Origin of the sequence: Ancylobacter gelatini, from assembly GCF_022601675.1 — a bacterium.
Taxonomy (GTDB): domain Bacteria; phylum Pseudomonadota; class Alphaproteobacteria; order Rhizobiales; family Xanthobacteraceae; genus Ancylobacter; species Ancylobacter gelatini.
In genome coordinates, this window is record NZ_JAKVIL010000006.1 from 260,931 (window position 1) to 276,062 (window position 15,132).

Below are 15,132 nucleotides of genomic sequence, written 5' to 3' on the forward strand. Positions count from 1 at the left end.
CCGCAACACCGCCGCTTGATGGTGTTGCCGGTGTTGCCCCCGAACCCATCGCCCGACAGGCCACCCGCCAGACTTCCCTGATCCTGAGCCGAGAAGGGCAACGTCAACCGCAATGGGGCCGGGGTGACATGGGCGTATGGGGTGCGGGCGCGGGTGCATGGCGGCGCTAATGGGTGAGGGTTAGGGGAGAGCGGAGCCGGCCTGGTCGGCCGGCAGATCGATGCAAGAAGGCGCGCCGCAGGCGCGCCAATCGGCGCGGCCTGCCGGCCGCTTGGTCTATGCGGAGCAAAGCGCCGAGGCCGCGCACGGGGATGCCAGCCGCCCTACACGGGCGACTGGCTGGCGGCGCTCTTGTCAGGCGCTTCGCAGTGCGCATCACACGTCCACCATCTTCAAGAATTCATCGAGCAGGATCAGCGTGCAGCGCTGGGCGAGCCCTGCGACCTTGCGGTTGTTCTTCTTCTTGTCCGTCACGATTACATGGGGCGGTCCCTGCCTCAGCGAGCCTGCCCAGCCGCCCGTGCCGGCGGTGCCGGCCCATTGCGAGCCCTCGAACAGCTCTGCCAGCAGCGGCGAATTGTTCGGCACCGCGAGGATGAGCCCTTCGGAAAGGCTCAGATCCTTGAACAGCCCGATGCCGGCCTGCCCCATCTGGCGCACCGCGTCATCGAAGCTAAGCCCGCCATCCATCACCAGCCGGCTCGACTGGAGATCCTCGAGGAGCTGGCCGATGGTCTGGCGCTGGCCGTGGCGCCAGCTCGGCACCCGCGAGGTGAGGATGTGCATGACACATTTGCGCCAGTTCTGTTCTTTCCTCACATGGTCGGGCAGCGCGTCGACGCCGAGCAGCACGCCCCACTTGTCGATCGAAGGGACGCCGGCGGCCGCCATCGCTTCGTCGCCGAGCAGCAGATGCGCGGCGGCGAGCAGCGTGCCGTAGGTGTCCTGCCCGCGCGTGTCGTGCCCGCCCTTGAACAGCGCGGCCTTGTATGCCGCGAGCAACTCGGGCCATTCGCCCCAGCGGTCCATCAGCCGGCGAAGCATGCGCGGCCCGATCGTGTCGATCGCCTCGAGGACCGGCGGCGTCGCCACCTTGGCGGGATCGAGTTCCTTCAGCGTCAGCATGCCGAGACGGGACAGGTCCTGCGGCGGCAGCGCCGGCGCCACGATCGCCGAAAACAGGAAGGGCGATCGCGCCTGAAACTCCACGCCGGAATTGTCCTGACCGCCGCGCAGCATCAAGCCTCCCGAAGCCGAGAGCCTCGCCAGCTTCACCACGGCGGCTGCCTTCCTGTTATCCGCCTCCGCCTCGAGCTCGTCGACGCCGACCGGTAGCGCGTCGGTGCCGATGCGCTGATAGAGGCCGGCCGGCGTGGTGTCCGTCGCCTGCACCAGCATGGAGCCCAGCACGGCCTTGATCAGCCGTTGCAGGTGCGATTTGCCGGTGCCGGCATCGCCGACCAGAAAGATGCTCGGCCGCCATTCCAACGCGCCGCCGAGCATGGCAACGACGATCCAGCCCAGCACCAGCAGCGGATCCACGTCCGGCCGGTCCCACGACCAGGTGCGGAGCATTTCCACCAGCTTCGGGCCGGGGTTGATGTCATCGCCGACTTCGCGGGGCCAAGGGTGCGGTATGCTCGGCCGTCGGGGATAGAAGAATTCGCCATGCTCGCCGGTGTCGACCTGCCGGCCGTCGAGATACAGAACGTCGCCGCAGTGGAGCACCAGGCGCCCGTCTTTCGTGGTCCACGCACCGCGACCGCGAATGCGCTCGACCGAATTCCACGGCCCCTTGTTCTTCGCCGCCTGGAACAGGTCCTGACGCACCAGCTCGGCGCGCCAGTTCGTGACGATGAAGGGTTCGCCTTCCTTCTTCGGAGGCGTAATCTTGGGCCAGGCCCAATAGAGATAGAGCGGCCGTGAGCCGAACAAGCGCTGGATCACGTCCTGGCCGAACTGACGGCCCTCCGGCACGGTGAAGAGCTGGCCGATGTCGTCGATGAAATAGAAGGTCTGTCCGTCGACGCCGAGCGGATGAACCGGGCATCCCGGCGGCAGGCCGTACTGATCCTCGAGGCCGCGCGCGCGCCATTGGCCGGGATGCACGCCATCCCGGTCCGCACCGATCGGCGGGTCATCGATCTGCCGCTTGCGCTCAATGCGCCCACGCACACGATCGACAGCACCACCCACGACGCCCGCAACAACGCTGGCGCCTGCCCCACGCTCTGCCATAGGTTTTTCGCTCAGTCGCTGTCGTTTTCGGGTTGGCTTTCAGTCTCGGGCGGCAGATCGATCTCTGCCGGCGAGGTGATGGAAAGCGCTACCGCATCGGCGGGTGCGGCCTTCTTGCCCCGCGATTTCGCCGGCTTCAGCTCCGGTTCCGGCGCCGCCATCATCTGAACCGCCGCCGCGCGCACCGGGTCGATCGACCCTTCCTTGTCCTCATCCCAAATGGTTTCAGCAAGAAAGGCCGGCCCTCGAATGGGCACTACCTGTGCCCCCTCGCGATCGGCCTCGAGCAGCACGTCATAGACCCGGTTCGCCACCGTTCCGAACACCAGCCACGCATTGCGCCGGGCGAGTGAAAGCCCCGCCCACTCCTCGCCGAGCGCATCGAACACGCGCCGTTCACAAGCGAGGCGGAACAGTACCTCGCCATTATCGACGCGATAGACCACGGCGAGGCGCGCAATATCATCGAGCATCGGCCCGCCCTCGAGCGAGACGGCATCGGCCGCGGCGATCGCCGCGGTGAAGTTGCCGGGCAGATACCAGAAATTGGCGAGCACCCGCCCATCGCCATCCCCGGCGGTCGCGGCGCTCGCCAGCTCCTCGCTGCCGATCGCCAGCATGATGCTGGTGGCGCTGCCATGGGCGCCGAGCAGTGCCGCCTCGAGAAATTCGTCTTTCAGTTCGCCGCGATACATAGAGGCCTCCATGGGGTTAAAGCGCGCCAGCGGCTTCCGCCTGCGCCAGATCGTTGAAGTCTTTGCCGTGCGGCGAGCTGATCCACTCGCAGGGCTTGCCGAACGAACGGATCCGCGCGAAGCCCTCATCGAAGGCGGCGACGGCCTCGGGCTTGGTCCAATCATTGTCCCGCAGCACCACGTACCCGGCCGCGCAGGCGAGATCGGAGAGATCGGCGAGATTGTAGAGGCTGAGGATCGCGGCCACGCGCGCCTCGGGCTCGCCCATGGCCGCCGTCAGCCCGTCCTCGATGCCCTCGCCATAGATCACGATGCCGGTTTCCCCGCGCCGCCCGGCCTCGAGCGCGGAATGTTTCGAGCCACCCCGCGAAAGCCACGTCACGCCGCCGGCAATGCCGCGCGGCCACATCTTGCGGTTCGGCCGCACCGGCGCCTTGTCGCTGCCGTCCGGCCGCAGCCAGGTGCGGTGCACGCCGATGATGGCGCCGGCCTGGTCGACAATGCCGGCGACGATGCAGGGCAGTTCCTGCCCGCTCTCGCGGTGACGATGCGCCGGTATCCAGCGCAGGAGCGAGGGCACACCGCCGATACGGTCGAAATTGATGGCGCGAACCTCGGTGAAGTAGCGCCATGCCGGCGAAGCCATGGCCCCGAAAGCCGGAGGACAGAGCGGCTTCCCATTGAGCAAAAGCCCTTTAGCCCGCCGGCGCTGCTCGTCGAACTCGCGTTCGTCCTCATGGGAGGAGCGCGCGGCCTCCTCCCGCCATTCCGCCTGCTTCGCCATCAGCGCCGGGCCGGAAAGGCTGCGCACACCCGTCCAGTTCGCCAGCCAGCGAATGGCATCGCCCGGCCCGAGCTTGAGCGCGAGCTGCACCAGGTGGATGACATCACCCTGTTCGCCAGTCGCCTGGTCGCGCCAGAAGCCGGCACGCGGGCCGGTCAGCAGCACGAAGAACGAGCCCACGGAGCGATCCGCGCGGCCCGGGTTGCGGCAGTGGTAGTAGGCGCCTGAGAAATAGCCCTTGGGATCGGGCAGCAGTTCTTTGACCAGGGCGCGCATCTGCGCCTGCGCCGCGAATTTGGCATCCTCCACCAGTTGGCGGTCACCGCTCATGCCGGCACCTCGAGCGCCTGGGCGAGCATCTCGATCGCGCGATCGCGCAGCGGATCCTCGCGGCCGTCCTCCACGCGCCGCAGCGCCTTGCTCACCGCCTGCTTGGAAACGCCGGCGACGGCCGCCGCCTGCGTCATCGGCACATTGTGCGCGGTGACCAGCAGATAGAACGCCCGGTGCCGCGCCTGCGCCGCCGCCATCCAGTTCTCATCACCCTTGAGATTTGCCTGGGGCGCGGCGGCCAGAACGTCCGCTGGCACAAGGCCCATGTCGAGCGCGACAAGGGAAAGCGTGGAACGCCACAACGCGCAAAGATGCGTTTCAGCTACGTCGCGAATGAGCAGGTCGAGCGCGGCATCGAGCCGACGCAATGCAGATGCCCGAGGCGCGAAGCGGCCGGCGAGATTGTACTGATAGGCTCGCCGGCTCACCTTGGCCGCAGCGGCGAGCTGCTCAAGCGAGATATTTGCAGCTTCCCGCCGGGCATCGATCCGTAGGAGACGAGCAAAAAAATCTTCACGTCCACCAACCCCGCGACGCAATCTCGGCGAGACGGTTGACGAATTGCGCGCAGTTTTGGCCGTGGTAGTCATCGACGATGCCCCTTCCGCCGCGAAAGCGACTCGGCGAAGCTCGAAATCCCGAGGCCTTGAAGGGGACCGAAAATGGATATCCAGCCGCACCTCCAATATCTGGAGCTGCGCTCAGCGGTGCATGACTTCCTGCTGCCCTTCGCCATGGCGGGGAGAACGCCAAGCGAAAAGGAACTCAGCGACGCATTGGCGCAATGGAAGCAGGAGGGCATGAACCCCGCTTTTTCGACCTCGGTCGAGCAATACGCGCAGTTGCTGGTCGCGCGCGCCGGAAGCCTCGCGAAGACGAAATAGGTCCGCAGATCCAGAACGGCGGGCGGAATCGTTGGGTCACACAGTGAGGTGCCCAACAGCGACAATCGCGCCATCCGGGCCGAGGCCTCTTGCTCATCAGCCACCGCCGGCATCTTCATGATACCACCCCGAAATGTGTCGATGACAGAGGCACGAGCACCCCATGATCTCTCGTGAAGCGTTGCAAAAGCTGGCTGAGCAGCTCGCCATTCCGGTTGCGTGCACGGTGCTTGGCGCCGCACTCGGAGCGTCTTTGCTGGCGGCTCTCATGGATGACCCGGTCGCGTGGGCCAACAAGGAAGGGCGCGCCGACTGGCTCGGCTTTTGGGGGGCGATCGCCGGTGGACTGATGACGCTGATGGCAGCTGCCCTGGCCTTCGGTCTTACGCGGAGGCAGGTCGACATGCAGGCGAGCGAGTTGCAGTCTCAACATAAGGATCAACAGGCGCAAAAAGATACGCTCTATGCGCTGACTGCAAATGCACTCCGGGCAATTGCAACTGAAGCTGATGAAGCCCTTATCGCGCTTGACGCAACAAATAATGGTTATTCTGCTCCGCTTGAATGGGCGCATCCAATTAGGAGCATCGAGAGTATTATTGGATATCGAGAGATGTGGAGGCTCGATAGAGAGTTTGTATCTGGAATTATTTCGATTGACGCGCGGATACAGAAATACGAAGATCAGAGGCGGGAGGCTGGTAGATGGGATGACAAAAGAATTGACATTGTCCCCGCCCTGGATCTTGTCGAATCTATCAAGGATGAAGCATATAAATTCAAAAAACATGCGCATTCACTTGTATCCAAACCACCGTATGATGATGGGCTCGTGATGAGACCGTAGAGACTGAAAGAATATTGTGTGGTGGGGTTGGCGTTCTTGTCATCGGCGCTTCGCTCATCACACCCCTCCCACTTCCGCCAATTCCCCAGCCAGCCGCGCCAGCTCCGCCTCGATGGCGCGCTTGCGCTCTGCCCGGGCGGCCTCGCCGGCCCAGCCAGGCACGGGCGTGACGCAGGCAACGATGAGCGCCGGGCCATAGGCCGCCACCAGCCGCATTGTGTGCTGAAAGGTCGGTGCGGCGTCGGAAACCAGCCAGTTCGCGACGGTACGTGACGGCACGCCGGCATCGGCAGCAACCCGCTTGGCAGTGTCGACGGGATGCCGGTCGCGGAGGAATGCGGCCAGCCGTGGCAGATCAACGGCAATCTGTGCGCTTCGCGCCGCGCGGGGCCGGGGCAAGGCCGACGCGGACAGCGACGCGCGAATATTCGACAGGGAGATGGGAGAGGAGCAGGCGGACATGAGCACCTCAAGAAGGGATGACGGGGAGGACGGCATCATTCGGCGGCTTCCATCGGAGCGGCCGGAGGATCGGCAGGGAGAAAAGCGTCGGCACCAACCTCGCCGGCCGTGACGCGCACGATCGCTGCCAACACCTTGGGGCGCGGATGCCGACGTCCGGCCTCGTAGCTCCAGACTGCATAAGGGGAGACACCGACCTGTTGCCCGAACTCTTCGAGCGTCAGACCGCGCGATGTGCGCCAATCGCGAAGCAGGTGATTTGCCATGCCTCCATGCAGTCGAAACGACTAAATATTGTCAAGGGTGATTTGGTCGTTTCGTCTGCGGACGCAACCCAGCAGGTTGCCTACGATCCCCACATGACCGCTACCAAGCTTCAATCACCGCAGTCACAACACCAGCCCGTCGATGGCTTCTACCTTCGCGAGTGGCGGCGCGCGAAAAAGGTCACGCTGGAGGCGCTTGCCGATCGCCTCGGGATGCATGTGACCAGCGTCGGAAACTATGAAACGGGCAAGCGAGAGCCTGGCGCCGCAACGATTATCCGGCTTGCTCAAGCTCTTGAGATTTCCCCAGGTGATTTCTTCCGACACCCCAACGTACCGTCTCTGGACGGGCTAGTTGCAGGCTTGCCCGAGACCGATCGCGCGGTGATCGCCGAGACCGTTCAGGCGCTCGCCACCTCCTACAGGACGCGCATTAGACAAAACGACTAAAATTTTCTTGACAGATTTTTAGTCGTAATGACCAATTGATCCGCGCAAATCACTGCGCGGAGGCAAATCGTCATGGAAATCCTGAAAGCGTCGGCACCCCTGCCGACCGTCGGCCGCGAGGAGTTGGCCGAATGGCTCGGCGTCTCGCCCGCCCATCTCTACAACAAGCTGCCCAAGCTCGAGCGCGAGCAGCGCTTCCCGCCCAAGCTGCCCGGTAGCCTCGGCAAATGGAGCCGCGCCGCCGTGCTGGCGTGGATCGACGGCACCACCGGCAACGAGCCGCCGCCGGCGGCGCCCGTGGCGCAACGCCCTGCCACCCTTGAAGAGATCTATGGGGGCGCGGCATGAAGTACAGCACCGGCACAAGCCCCGTCATCAAGCGCTCTGTCGTGATCGGCGGCCACAAGACGAGCGTGTCGCTCGAGGATGAGTTCTTCGCCAGCCTGAAAGAGATCGCCGCCGGGCGTCAGATGACGCTGGCGGACCTGATCGGGCTCGTCGACATGAACCGCACCAGCGGCAATCTCTCATCGGCGCTGCGGCTTTTCGTGCTCGACGAAGCCCTCAAGGGTCGGCTCACGCCCCGGCAGGAGAGGGCGGCGGCATGAGCACGCGCTTACCCGATGACGAGTTGCTCAAGCTCATCCACCTTCTCAAGGACCGCAGCGCGGCCCTGCCGGCCGCCACCGGCAGCGACCTTGCCAGCATCCAGACGCGGCGGGACGCCATCCTGCAGCTGATCGGCGACCTGGAGCGCGGCCACGGCGCGAAATTCAATACCCGATGGAATGGCGCCACGCTTGTCATGGCGGGTATACGCGCCACCTCCACCTCGGGCCCGGCCGGAGCCATGCAGAACTGGATCACAGCCGCTTATCGCGAGCTGGACCGAAGGAGGGCGGCATGAGCGCGCCGTCCCTCAACCTCTCCGCCTCCCAGAAGTCGGCGCTGCTGACCGCCAGAAAGCGCAAGCGGATCTTCCGCACGGCTTACGGGCCATGGCGGGCGCCGGGCACGGCGAACATCAACCACGCCACCATCCGCGGCCTCATCGGCCGCGGCCTGCTCGAGGAGCGAAACAGTCCCTCGCTTCACGTCATCCCGACGCCGGCCGGTGCGGAGCTCGCGGCCGAGATCGAGCGGAGGAAACGCCGTGGCTGATCCCGCTCATGAGAACGGGAGGCGCGACACACTCGCGCCTCCTTCCACATGGTGGCAGCTCGCGCGCGCCGAGCTGCGGCTTTTCATCCTCTGCATGGCCGGCGCTCAGCTCGTGCTGCACGGCCTGTCATGGTGCTTACGATGACCCAACTTGCCACCACTCGTCCGTCTCGCTCATCATCTGCTCTTCGCGTGTCCGCCGCTCGCGAGGTCGCCGTGGCAAAAATCGTTGTGAACATTCCGTTTGTGGTCTGGCGCGAGGGCCGGCCGCGCTATGTCGCGACGCCGGCGCACCGCAAACTCGGCTTCAAGGGCGAGGATCTTCGGCGCGCGGGTGAATGGCTGACGCTCGATCAGGCCGCCGACTGGTCCGCGCGCCGGGCGCAGGAGGTCGAGGAGCGCCGGCAGGAAATCGCCGCCGCCCGTGCCGGGCGCCGGCGGATCCCTGCGCTGCGCCAGCGGCAGGATATCTACACGATCGCGCAGATGATCCAGGATTGGCAGGATCCCACCAGGAACCCGCGTTTCGGCAGCTCCGAGACTATGAAGGGCAAGCGGCGTATCAAGCCGCTCGCCCGCGCGAGCCGCATCTTCTACGCCAAGATGGCGCGCGCCATCGAGCAGCAGGATGAAGGCCAGCTTTGGGCGGCGCCGGCGCAGGAGCTGACGCGGCGGGCGGTGCACGGCCTCTATGAACGGCTCACCGAGGAGCGCGGCCTGCCCATGGCGCGGGGCATCATTGGCGCGCTGTCGGCCGCGTGGGCTTTCGCTCATAATCACGGCAAGCTCGGGCCGTCTCCCTTCGCGCGCCTGGGCATGGAAAGCCCGGATCCGCGCCTACGCGTCGGCTCCGTCCATGAAATGCGCAGCCTGATCGCGACGGCGGATGCCGTCGGCTATCCCGAGATCGGCGATTCCATCGTCATGGGGCTGATGACCGGCCAGCGCCAGCGTGATCGCCTCCTGCTGGTCGACGGTCGCGATCTGGATGGCCGGCTGCTGTTCCGCCAGAAGAAGACCGGCGCCGTTGTGCTGGCGCCGCCGACCGCGCAACTGGTCGAGAGGCTCAGGAATGCGAGGGTGCGGCGGCAGGGGTTCAAGGTTCAGCACGCCGAGCTCATCATCAATGAGCAGTCCCGCCGGCCATTTTCAGGAGAGAGGTACCGACAGATCTTCGGCGCCGTTCGCGCCGCCGCCGTCGCTGGCGTGGCGGACGGGGCAGGGGGCTGGAAGGTGGAGCCGTGCCCGTCGCTGGCCGACTTCCGCGACCAGGACCTGCGGGACACGTCGGTGACGTGGATGGCACTGGCGGGGGCCACGATCCCCGAAATCATCTCGGTGACAGGCCACAGTGAGAAAAGCGCCTCTCAGATCCTCAAGCACTATCTCGGGCGCCACCCGGAGATGGCGGCCAGTGCGGTCGGGAAAGCGGCCAGGTGGCTTGAGGGGAAGGGGGGGCTTTAATCCGCCCCCTGCCTTCTTTAAGAGATAGACACGAATTTGCCCGATCCTCTGCGCGAGGGCACTGAGAATGACGATGCATGATTTTTGTTCTTCTGAGCACGAACGGGAGCTCACTCGAAGCTCTCCAGAAGCTATTGCAAAGATTGCAATTATAGAGACGCTCCGCTCGAAGTGGACGGCGTTGCCGAATGCGATAATATCAGAATTTTGCTTTAATTCATCGAAAAGTAGAGCGGATCTTGTCATTATTGACAAGGATATAACGTGTTTCGAAATTAAAACAGATTCGGATAATCTTTCTCGGCTAAAGTCGCAAATAGATAATTCATATTTGTATTTTGACAGAGTGATAGTGGTTGCGGCTACGAAGCACCTGAAGCGGGCTGGTGAGTGCATTCCTGCCGGCGTTGGTCTATGGGAGCTTTGTGACAATGGTGCATTGAAGGTGCGCGTGCGTCCTAAGATCAGCAGAAAACAGGCGGAAACTATCGCGCAATTGATGACTATATCTGATTTGCGAGCATGTTTGCGCGGTGCCGGAGTTCAGCCAAAGTCGAGTTTGCGTGAAGATCTCCTCGCAGCCCTAGAGGGCCTCCCGCCCCGATTGGCACGAGAGTTCGCTGTTTCTGCGCTGACGCGTAGATTTAGGTCGTCGACGGTAGGCTTTCTGTCGCAGGTAGCAGGTCGGCAGCTTGAGGTCGTTGATATTCGCGCGCTAAGTAGATTCAATGAGGTTAGGGCGTCAGTTAACGCGCTTAAGGCCCAGCGGGCAGCTGCTTGGCGCATGTGGGCGCGCCACCTCAATCAGAATACGGATGTTGCCTAAAAGTCATCCCAAGATTCATCGGTGTCATATTTTTCGGATTCAGGCTTTCCGTAGTATAATTGACGGTGAAGATGAATATTAATGCGCACGGCAGTGCACCTTGCAGGGGTCATGGCTCCCGTTGGATCGCCGTTGGCGATCTTTTCAATCATCTGTACTCCCCATAATCTCAGCTTTTTATCCCAAAAATCCTCGCGAATTAGGCTTGCTGCCAATTTCGTGTAGGAGGATATTTTCTCGACTTCAGTCACTCCGGTTATCGATTCCGACGATCGACGAAATTTCCAAAGTTGTTCGAGAGGATAGTCAATGCGCGGATAGATGCCTCCTCCGCCCCCACCTAGTGGGTCCACTCGTGTGCTGGCATGGTCAGAGTATATAAGATTTACGCCATGTGTATTTTTAGATAATTCATTGTATAGCAGTCTCTCGTAGATTTCCTGCTCGGTTCGGCTCGCGAAGTCCGAGGGAAATGTTGTTGCGGAAACGCACATGTTTCCGGATGGAAAAAATTGGCTAAACTTCTTTATGTAAGCGTCCGCCTGAGACGCACTCGCGAGAAGTTCTCTGCCGCGGTGCTCAAAGTCAAATACAAATAATAACTGATCAGAATTAATATATTGTGCCGCCGTCTGGATGACGGTGTCGTATTTTTCAATATCGCTAAGCTTTACGCGAATAACAATGCCGCGATTTAGGCTTGACAGCTTTTGTATTTGAAAGGGCAATTGAGTTAGATCGCCAATTAATGCGCAGGGAATAACATTTGGCTTCTCTGCAACAAAAGAATACCAATTGTCGTAGCCGTTTTTAGGGTCTCTTAGGGCTGCTATCTCGTGATGGACGGGCCGTATCGTCGTTGAGGTGACGCTGTCCAGAGCGACATCGGCTATCCAATTTCGTTCCCCCAGCGCGCTTTCAGCCTGCTGAATGGCACTGGAGAGAAAATGTGCTGAGGCCCAAGGCTTCAAAATAATAAATGGGGTTAGGGCGTCCTTACATTTATTGGGAAGTTCCGTCAGGGCCCTAATTTCAGCAGGGCGAACCGACATTATTGGAAGGTATTGCATCCTGCGCGGCTTTAAGAGCATGCTTTTCCCTAGGATAGGCCAAGTCTTATTTTCATGGCTGGCTCAGAAACCCCAAATTCCCTGGCCATTATTGCGATCTTCTCATCGGAGCTAAAGCCAGAGAGTGACGATTCGTATTTTCGCACAAATTGAGTTGGCATCAAAATGTCTGCCGCCAGTTGATTGGCCTCAATTTCTAGAAAGTTCGTCAACTTGGAGCGGTAGAGCGCATCGTCGGTTAGGCCGGCCCCAATTTTATCTCTATGAAGAAGATAATGTGCGATCTCATGGGCAACCGTGAAGCGCTGCCTGCCTTCGCTATCGTGACGATTAACACGTATTGTGTATGTTCCAGGTCGATCCTGCGATGGCCTTATCTCACCTGAAATTCCCGCCGGAAGAGTTGACGCTTTGACTTCTATGCCAAGTTCGCGAGCTAATGCCGAGAGCTTAACAGGAACATTCGATATGTGACTGAGAACTATTTCGCGCTCGCGCGAATTTAATCGGTCAAGATACCTATTCATGAGAAGGTACTCCGTAAGGATCGTTCTCATCGCCTTCAATATTCGATGGCGCTATCCGCGTACCTTCGTACGCGCGGCTGGCTAGTTTTGCTTCTATCAATGTTTTTGCAGCGCCGTTTTTTATTGAATCTTCTAAATGTTTATCTACCTGTTCCATAATGCGCACTCCAAGAGTGCCATCTAGTTCACCTTCTACGCAGGTCTCAGCTGCTATCTGAGCAGCACGCATTAATTGAGTATAGCCCCATATGGCTAGTATGCCCACGAACACGCCGATCACAGTGACAATTAACCCTGCTGCGCCCAGCATGATTGCTGAGAAATCGGCGTACGTCATGCTGTCTCCGGATGATGCAACTTCCTCGGCCGGAAACCCGCGGCCAGCGTAAATCAACAATGCCACGCATATTCCACCGATAATCAGTCCTATAAAAAAAATTAGGACGACGATTTCCGTTGCAGTTCCGGGTGAGACCCTGCTCGATGAACGTTTCTTTTTCACGGTTTTTGCATCCACCAATGGCTCTCAATGTTAGAACATAAGTGGAACAAAAATGCAAGATAACGGAGAGTGATCGTCGCGGATCTCGATTGCGTAGAGTGCCAAGTAAGCATCGCGGGATGTTCGATGCTGACCGAGAGTGTGAATGCCATCGGGAGCTCGATTCCGCTGACCGCATTTTCCGGGGGACGAGTTGAAAGTCGAGATCGGTGGTACGGTAACAATATCATCCCTTGGGCTTTACGGCGCTTCGGGCGTCAGATGCGCGGCGAGTTGAGGCTTGCCTCATCAATAGCAGGAACTGCGTGTAGGCGACACATTGATGGGCAACACCTTACCTTTAGCAGCTACAGGCAGCCTGTTGCGGGGCGACCTTACCCGCATGAGGCTATTATGATTGACGAGCAGATCAGCCAGCTGCAAGGCGCGCTCAATGAAGCATCGCTCATTCTCGAATGCAGCAGCTATCTCTTGGAAAGCGAACACCGCGACCCCGCACGATGGCGCGAAATGATTGGCATTCTCAATAATTTGGCGCGTGCCCGCCTCAGTGGCGCTACGGCCGCTGTCGATGAGCTGGAGGCGGCTTTCCTCTAGCGCCGACAGTGGGAGGTGCGGACGAGATCCGTCGGATGTCGCCGCCCTCTTGTTCTCTTTTCGTTCTCATGGAATCTATCTCTCGATCTGACGAGGGAGATGGTCATGACGAGCGAGCAGCCCCCAGCCGAGGGGGAGCCCATTGTCATCACGGATGATGATATCGACGAGGCGATTGCCGCCTGCGACGGCGATCTGAGGGGCACCATCAAGGCGCTGTTGATCGGGCAGCAATATCTCGAGGTCGCGCTCGAGATGGCGCGGCAGGAAGCATCCTGGGGGTATCTCAGGGGGCGCCCGTCGCGGCGATCGGGCCATGCGGCGGAAGGGTGAGATCACCCTCGGGCAGATCCGGCGAAACTATCCCTATCAACTCGCTTTCCTGGAGGAGCACGAGCGTGATTTGCTCTGGGGCGCCCGCTATTATGTGTCCTGCGCTCCCCGGTCGTTCAGCGCGCATATCGACGGGCGCCGGCACGTCGTCGTCGCTTTCGCCGAGGAGGCGGACCTTGTGGCGTTTCAGCGCCATGCCGGCGGAATGAGGCTGCCAGTCAAAGAGCTTTGAAAGCGGGAGGTCACCTCTGCCATTGCCGTGCTCAACGATGCGGCGGGCTGGTAGCTGCTGTCTCCGCCGGGCCTTTCAACCCTGTGCGTCTCATATGAGACGTGAGACGGTCTCACGCAGTCTCATGTTCGCGGCTTGTTCACATCGCCGTGGGAGCGAAGAGACTGAGAGCCAAGGCATTTTTCATTTTGGCGTTTAGCCATGATGGTTAACGGGTTTCTAACCATCGGCGGCTAGCTTGTTTTCAGCCGTCCTGTTCCGGGGCGCGCCGTGCCGATGTTTCCGAAAAGCCTGTCCAACCCATGTCCGCCCCCTTCGGCTCCGGCCTGAAAGTACTGATCGAGGAAGCGCGTCGCCAGAATGCGGACACGCGCCCGGAACTGCTGCGCCTGCTGGGCCGGCTTTATCTGGCCGCGCCGACCCATGACGCGACCGAGCAGGCGCGCTTCGCGACACTGGCGATCCGCCTGATCGACGCCGTTGCACCCTCAGTCGCCGCGCCGGTTGTGCGCAGCCTTGCGGAGCGGACGGATCTGCCGCGTGAACTGGCGCTGCACCTCGCCAAGGGGCCGCTGGCGCTGGCCGGGCCGATCCTGCGGCTGTCACCGGTTCTGGAGGAAGACACCCTGCTGGCGATCGCCAGCGACGCGACCAAGGATCATCTCGCCGCGCTCTCGGTGCGGCGCGACGTATCGCCGGCTCTGGCCAAGAAGCTGGCCTCGATGATGCTCGGGGAGGCGGTTTCCGTGGGCGACCTTAAGCCGGAAGCCGTGGACGCCGCCGCGCCCCTCGTCCCCGAGCCGGCAACCCAGGCCCCGCCTGCGGCCGCGCCGCCCGCCGCTGCGATGGTCACCCCGACCGCCCTTGTCGACGTCGCCCCGGCGCCCACGGAGACACGGCCGGCAGCGGGGCGGGCGGATTATCTTTCCGCGAGCCCGGAAGACCGGGCGCTCATCGTCCAGCGCCTCGTCACGCTGGCGCCGCTGCCGCTCGCCGAACGCGTTGCAGCGCCCGGCCCTGACTTCACCGATGCCCTTCTGGAGGCCGCCCGCTGTGACGATGCCGCTGCCGTGGCCTCGCTGCTGGAGCAGGCGCTCGGTGTCAGCGCGGAGACGGCGGTGCGCATCGTTGCCGATGAGAGCGGGCAGGCGCTGGCCGTCGCGGCGCGGGCGCTCGGGCTCTCCTTCGCCATTCTCTCTCGCGTGCTATTCCGGTTGCATCCGGTGACCGGGCGCTCGGCTGCCGACATGGCACGGCTTGCCGACATGTTCGACGGCTTGCCCAATGCCAGCGCGCAGCATCTTGTGGCCTCGTGGCGGGGCGGTACCAGGCGGTCCGGTGCCCGCCCTGGCGAAGAGGCCCCCTCGATGCGCGAGTTCGCCGTTGCGAGGCCTGTTGCCGCCAATGCCGGGCAGGGGGCCGAGAAAGCGGAAAAGCAGCGGTCCTGAGCCGCGCTCAGCT

At 61.9% G+C, this 15,132-nt stretch carries 22 protein-coding genes; 13 read left to right on the forward strand and 9 right to left on the reverse strand.

Annotated elements, in window-relative coordinates:
* Positions 1-375: 375 nt before the first annotated feature.
* From MKI84_RS12950 to MKI84_RS12965, 4 genes are all read right to left on the reverse strand, one after another.
* Positions 376-2,175 carry a hypothetical protein gene (locus MKI84_RS12950; RefSeq protein WP_241620034.1) on the reverse strand — a complete coding sequence of 600 codons (1,800 nt, stop codon included), beginning with the start codon at positions 2,173-2,175 and terminating at the stop codon, positions 376-378.
* 74 nt (positions 2,176-2,249) lie between these two features.
* A complete protein-coding gene (locus MKI84_RS12955) occupies positions 2,250-2,933 on the reverse strand; it encodes a hypothetical protein (RefSeq protein ID WP_241620036.1) in 684 nt (227 codons plus the stop codon).
* A 16-nt stretch (positions 2,934-2,949) separates the two neighbouring features.
* On the reverse strand, positions 2,950-4,047 hold the full coding sequence (locus MKI84_RS12960; RefSeq protein WP_241620038.1) for a DUF7146 domain-containing protein: 1,098 nt from the start codon (positions 4,045-4,047) through the stop codon (positions 2,950-2,952).
* Positions 4,044-4,640: a helix-turn-helix domain-containing protein gene (locus MKI84_RS12965; RefSeq protein ID WP_241620039.1), complete on the reverse strand. Its 597-nt coding sequence runs from the start codon at positions 4,638-4,640 to the stop codon at positions 4,044-4,046. The genes MKI84_RS12960 and MKI84_RS12965 overlap by 4 nt, the downstream gene beginning before the upstream one ends.
* Positions 4,641-4,712: 72 nt before the next feature.
* Here MKI84_RS12965 and MKI84_RS12970 point away from each other — a divergent pair, with 72 nt between their 5' ends.
* Together MKI84_RS12970 and MKI84_RS12975 are read left to right on the forward strand one after the other, a co-directional pair.
* Positions 4,713-4,934 (forward strand): hypothetical protein, encoded by a 222-nt coding sequence (locus MKI84_RS12970; RefSeq protein ID WP_241620041.1) that lies wholly within the window; start codon positions 4,713-4,715, stop codon positions 4,932-4,934.
* 163 nt (positions 4,935-5,097) lie between these two features.
* Complete coding sequence (locus MKI84_RS12975; protein WP_241620043.1) at positions 5,098-5,781, forward strand: hypothetical protein; 684 nt, start codon at positions 5,098-5,100, stop codon at positions 5,779-5,781.
* A gap of 57 nt (positions 5,782-5,838) precedes the next feature.
* Here the strand turns inward: MKI84_RS12975 and MKI84_RS12980 are convergent, their stop codons facing one another.
* Entirely contained in the window at positions 5,839-6,282 is a 444-nt protein-coding gene (locus MKI84_RS12980) for a hypothetical protein (protein ID WP_241620045.1), read from the reverse strand.
* The gene (locus MKI84_RS12985; protein WP_241620047.1) at positions 6,279-6,509 is read right to left on the reverse strand and encodes a helix-turn-helix domain-containing protein; all 231 of its coding nucleotides are present in this window, start codon (positions 6,507-6,509) and stop codon (positions 6,279-6,281) included. The genes MKI84_RS12980 and MKI84_RS12985 overlap by 4 nt, the downstream gene beginning before the upstream one ends.
* A 93-nt stretch (positions 6,510-6,602) precedes the next feature.
* Between MKI84_RS12985 and MKI84_RS12990 the strand changes: the two genes are divergently transcribed.
* The 7 genes from MKI84_RS12990 to MKI84_RS13020 all read left to right on the forward strand — a co-directional run bounded on the left by MKI84_RS12990 (position 6,603) and on the right by MKI84_RS13020 (position 10,410).
* A complete protein-coding gene (locus MKI84_RS12990) occupies positions 6,603-6,959 on the forward strand; it encodes a helix-turn-helix domain-containing protein (protein WP_241620049.1) in 357 nt (118 codons plus the stop codon).
* A gap of 72 nt (positions 6,960-7,031) precedes the next feature.
* Complete coding sequence (locus MKI84_RS12995) at positions 7,032-7,307, forward strand: helix-turn-helix transcriptional regulator (protein WP_241620051.1); 276 nt, start codon at positions 7,032-7,034, stop codon at positions 7,305-7,307.
* Positions 7,304-7,567, forward strand: coding sequence for a ribbon-helix-helix domain-containing protein (locus tag MKI84_RS13000; protein WP_241620053.1), 264 nt, complete (start codon positions 7,304-7,306; stop codon positions 7,565-7,567). Before MKI84_RS12995 ends, MKI84_RS13000 begins: the two co-directional genes overlap by 4 nt.
* Positions 7,564-7,866 carry a hypothetical protein gene (locus MKI84_RS13005; RefSeq protein ID WP_241620055.1) on the forward strand — a complete coding sequence of 101 codons (303 nt, stop codon included), beginning with the start codon at positions 7,564-7,566 and terminating at the stop codon, positions 7,864-7,866. Before MKI84_RS13000 ends, MKI84_RS13005 begins: the two co-directional genes overlap by 4 nt.
* Complete coding sequence (locus MKI84_RS13010) at positions 7,863-8,120, forward strand: hypothetical protein (RefSeq protein WP_241620057.1); 258 nt, start codon at positions 7,863-7,865, stop codon at positions 8,118-8,120. Before MKI84_RS13005 ends, MKI84_RS13010 begins: the two co-directional genes overlap by 4 nt.
* A gap of 48 nt (positions 8,121-8,168) precedes the next feature.
* On the forward strand, positions 8,169-9,584 hold the full coding sequence (locus tag MKI84_RS13015) for a site-specific integrase (RefSeq protein ID WP_241620059.1): 1,416 nt from the start codon (positions 8,169-8,171) through the stop codon (positions 9,582-9,584).
* A 67-nt stretch (positions 9,585-9,651) separates the two neighbouring features.
* Complete coding sequence (locus tag MKI84_RS13020) at positions 9,652-10,410, forward strand: sce7726 family protein (protein ID WP_241620061.1); 759 nt, start codon at positions 9,652-9,654, stop codon at positions 10,408-10,410.
* Here MKI84_RS13020 and MKI84_RS13025 read toward each other — a convergent pair.
* The 3 genes from MKI84_RS13025 to MKI84_RS13035 are packed head-to-tail and all read right to left on the reverse strand — an operon-like array spanning position 10,407 to position 12,509.
* Positions 10,407-11,501: a beta family protein gene (locus MKI84_RS13025; protein WP_241620063.1), complete on the reverse strand. Its 1,095-nt coding sequence runs from the start codon at positions 11,499-11,501 to the stop codon at positions 10,407-10,409. The genes MKI84_RS13020 and MKI84_RS13025 overlap by 4 nt on opposite strands.
* A gap of 8 nt (positions 11,502-11,509) precedes the next feature.
* A complete protein-coding gene (locus MKI84_RS13030; protein WP_241620064.1) occupies positions 11,510-12,007 on the reverse strand; it encodes an ImmA/IrrE family metallo-endopeptidase in 498 nt (165 codons plus the stop codon).
* A complete protein-coding gene (locus MKI84_RS13035) occupies positions 12,000-12,509 on the reverse strand; it encodes a hypothetical protein (protein WP_241620066.1) in 510 nt (169 codons plus the stop codon). Before MKI84_RS13035 ends, MKI84_RS13030 begins: the two co-directional genes overlap by 8 nt.
* Before the next feature lie 393 nt (positions 12,510-12,902).
* Between MKI84_RS13035 and MKI84_RS13040 the strand changes: the two genes are divergently transcribed.
* From MKI84_RS13040 to MKI84_RS13055, 4 genes are all read left to right on the forward strand, one after another.
* Positions 12,903-13,106, forward strand: coding sequence for a hypothetical protein (locus MKI84_RS13040; protein WP_241620068.1), 204 nt, complete (start codon positions 12,903-12,905; stop codon positions 13,104-13,106).
* Between the two features lie 105 nt (positions 13,107-13,211).
* Positions 13,212-13,439 (forward strand): hypothetical protein, encoded by a 228-nt coding sequence (locus tag MKI84_RS13045; protein ID WP_241620069.1) that lies wholly within the window; start codon positions 13,212-13,214, stop codon positions 13,437-13,439.
* Entirely contained in the window at positions 13,423-13,671 is a 249-nt protein-coding gene (locus tag MKI84_RS13050; protein ID WP_241620071.1) for a hypothetical protein, read from the forward strand. The genes MKI84_RS13045 and MKI84_RS13050 overlap by 17 nt, the downstream gene beginning before the upstream one ends.
* A gap of 302 nt (positions 13,672-13,973) precedes the next feature.
* On the forward strand, positions 13,974-15,119 hold the full coding sequence (locus MKI84_RS13055) for a DUF2336 domain-containing protein (protein WP_241620072.1): 1,146 nt from the start codon (positions 13,974-13,976) through the stop codon (positions 15,117-15,119).
* Positions 15,120-15,132: the final 13 nt, after the last annotated feature.

Bases quoted from the DNA above. Each gene is read 5' to 3' on its own strand.
- MKI84_RS12980 (WP_241620045.1), bottom strand. From the start codon at position 6,282: ATGATGCCGTCCTCCCCGTCATCCCTTCTTGAGGTGCTCATGTCCGCC.
- MKI84_RS13050 (WP_241620071.1), top strand. From the start codon at position 13,423: ATGCGGCGGAAGGGTGAGATCACCCTCGGGCAGATCCGGCGAAACTAT.
- MKI84_RS12995 (WP_241620051.1), top strand. From the start codon at position 7,032: ATGGAAATCCTGAAAGCGTCGGCACCCCTGCCGACCGTCGGCCGCGAG.
- MKI84_RS13025 (WP_241620063.1), bottom strand. From the start codon at position 11,501: ATGCTCTTAAAGCCGCGCAGGATGCAATACCTTCCAATAATGTCGGTT.
- MKI84_RS13015 (WP_241620059.1), top strand. From the start codon at position 8,169: ATGGTGGCAGCTCGCGCGCGCCGAGCTGCGGCTTTTCATCCTCTGCAT.
- MKI84_RS13005 (WP_241620055.1), top strand. From the start codon at position 7,564: ATGAGCACGCGCTTACCCGATGACGAGTTGCTCAAGCTCATCCACCTT.
- MKI84_RS13030 (WP_241620064.1), bottom strand. From the start codon at position 12,007: ATGAATAGGTATCTTGACCGATTAAATTCGCGCGAGCGCGAAATAGTT.
- MKI84_RS12960 (WP_241620038.1), bottom strand. From the start codon at position 4,047: ATGAGCGGTGACCGCCAACTGGTGGAGGATGCCAAATTCGCGGCGCAG.
- MKI84_RS13055 (WP_241620072.1), top strand. From the start codon at position 13,974: ATGTCCGCCCCCTTCGGCTCCGGCCTGAAAGTACTGATCGAGGAAGCG.
- MKI84_RS12975 (WP_241620043.1), top strand. From the start codon at position 5,098: ATGATCTCTCGTGAAGCGTTGCAAAAGCTGGCTGAGCAGCTCGCCATT.
- MKI84_RS13045 (WP_241620069.1), top strand. From the start codon at position 13,212: ATGACGAGCGAGCAGCCCCCAGCCGAGGGGGAGCCCATTGTCATCACG.
- MKI84_RS13040 (WP_241620068.1), top strand. From the start codon at position 12,903: ATGATTGACGAGCAGATCAGCCAGCTGCAAGGCGCGCTCAATGAAGCA.
- MKI84_RS12970 (WP_241620041.1), top strand. From the start codon at position 4,713: ATGGATATCCAGCCGCACCTCCAATATCTGGAGCTGCGCTCAGCGGTG.
- MKI84_RS12965 (WP_241620039.1), bottom strand. From the start codon at position 4,640: ATGACTACCACGGCCAAAACTGCGCGCAATTCGTCAACCGTCTCGCCG.
- MKI84_RS12990 (WP_241620049.1), top strand. From the start codon at position 6,603: ATGACCGCTACCAAGCTTCAATCACCGCAGTCACAACACCAGCCCGTC.
- MKI84_RS13000 (WP_241620053.1), top strand. From the start codon at position 7,304: ATGAAGTACAGCACCGGCACAAGCCCCGTCATCAAGCGCTCTGTCGTG.
- MKI84_RS13010 (WP_241620057.1), top strand. From the start codon at position 7,863: ATGAGCGCGCCGTCCCTCAACCTCTCCGCCTCCCAGAAGTCGGCGCTG.
- MKI84_RS12955 (WP_241620036.1), bottom strand. From the start codon at position 2,933: ATGTATCGCGGCGAACTGAAAGACGAATTTCTCGAGGCGGCACTGCTC.
- MKI84_RS12985 (WP_241620047.1), bottom strand. From the start codon at position 6,509: ATGGCAAATCACCTGCTTCGCGATTGGCGCACATCGCGCGGTCTGACG.
- MKI84_RS13020 (WP_241620061.1), top strand. From the start codon at position 9,652: ATGACGATGCATGATTTTTGTTCTTCTGAGCACGAACGGGAGCTCACT.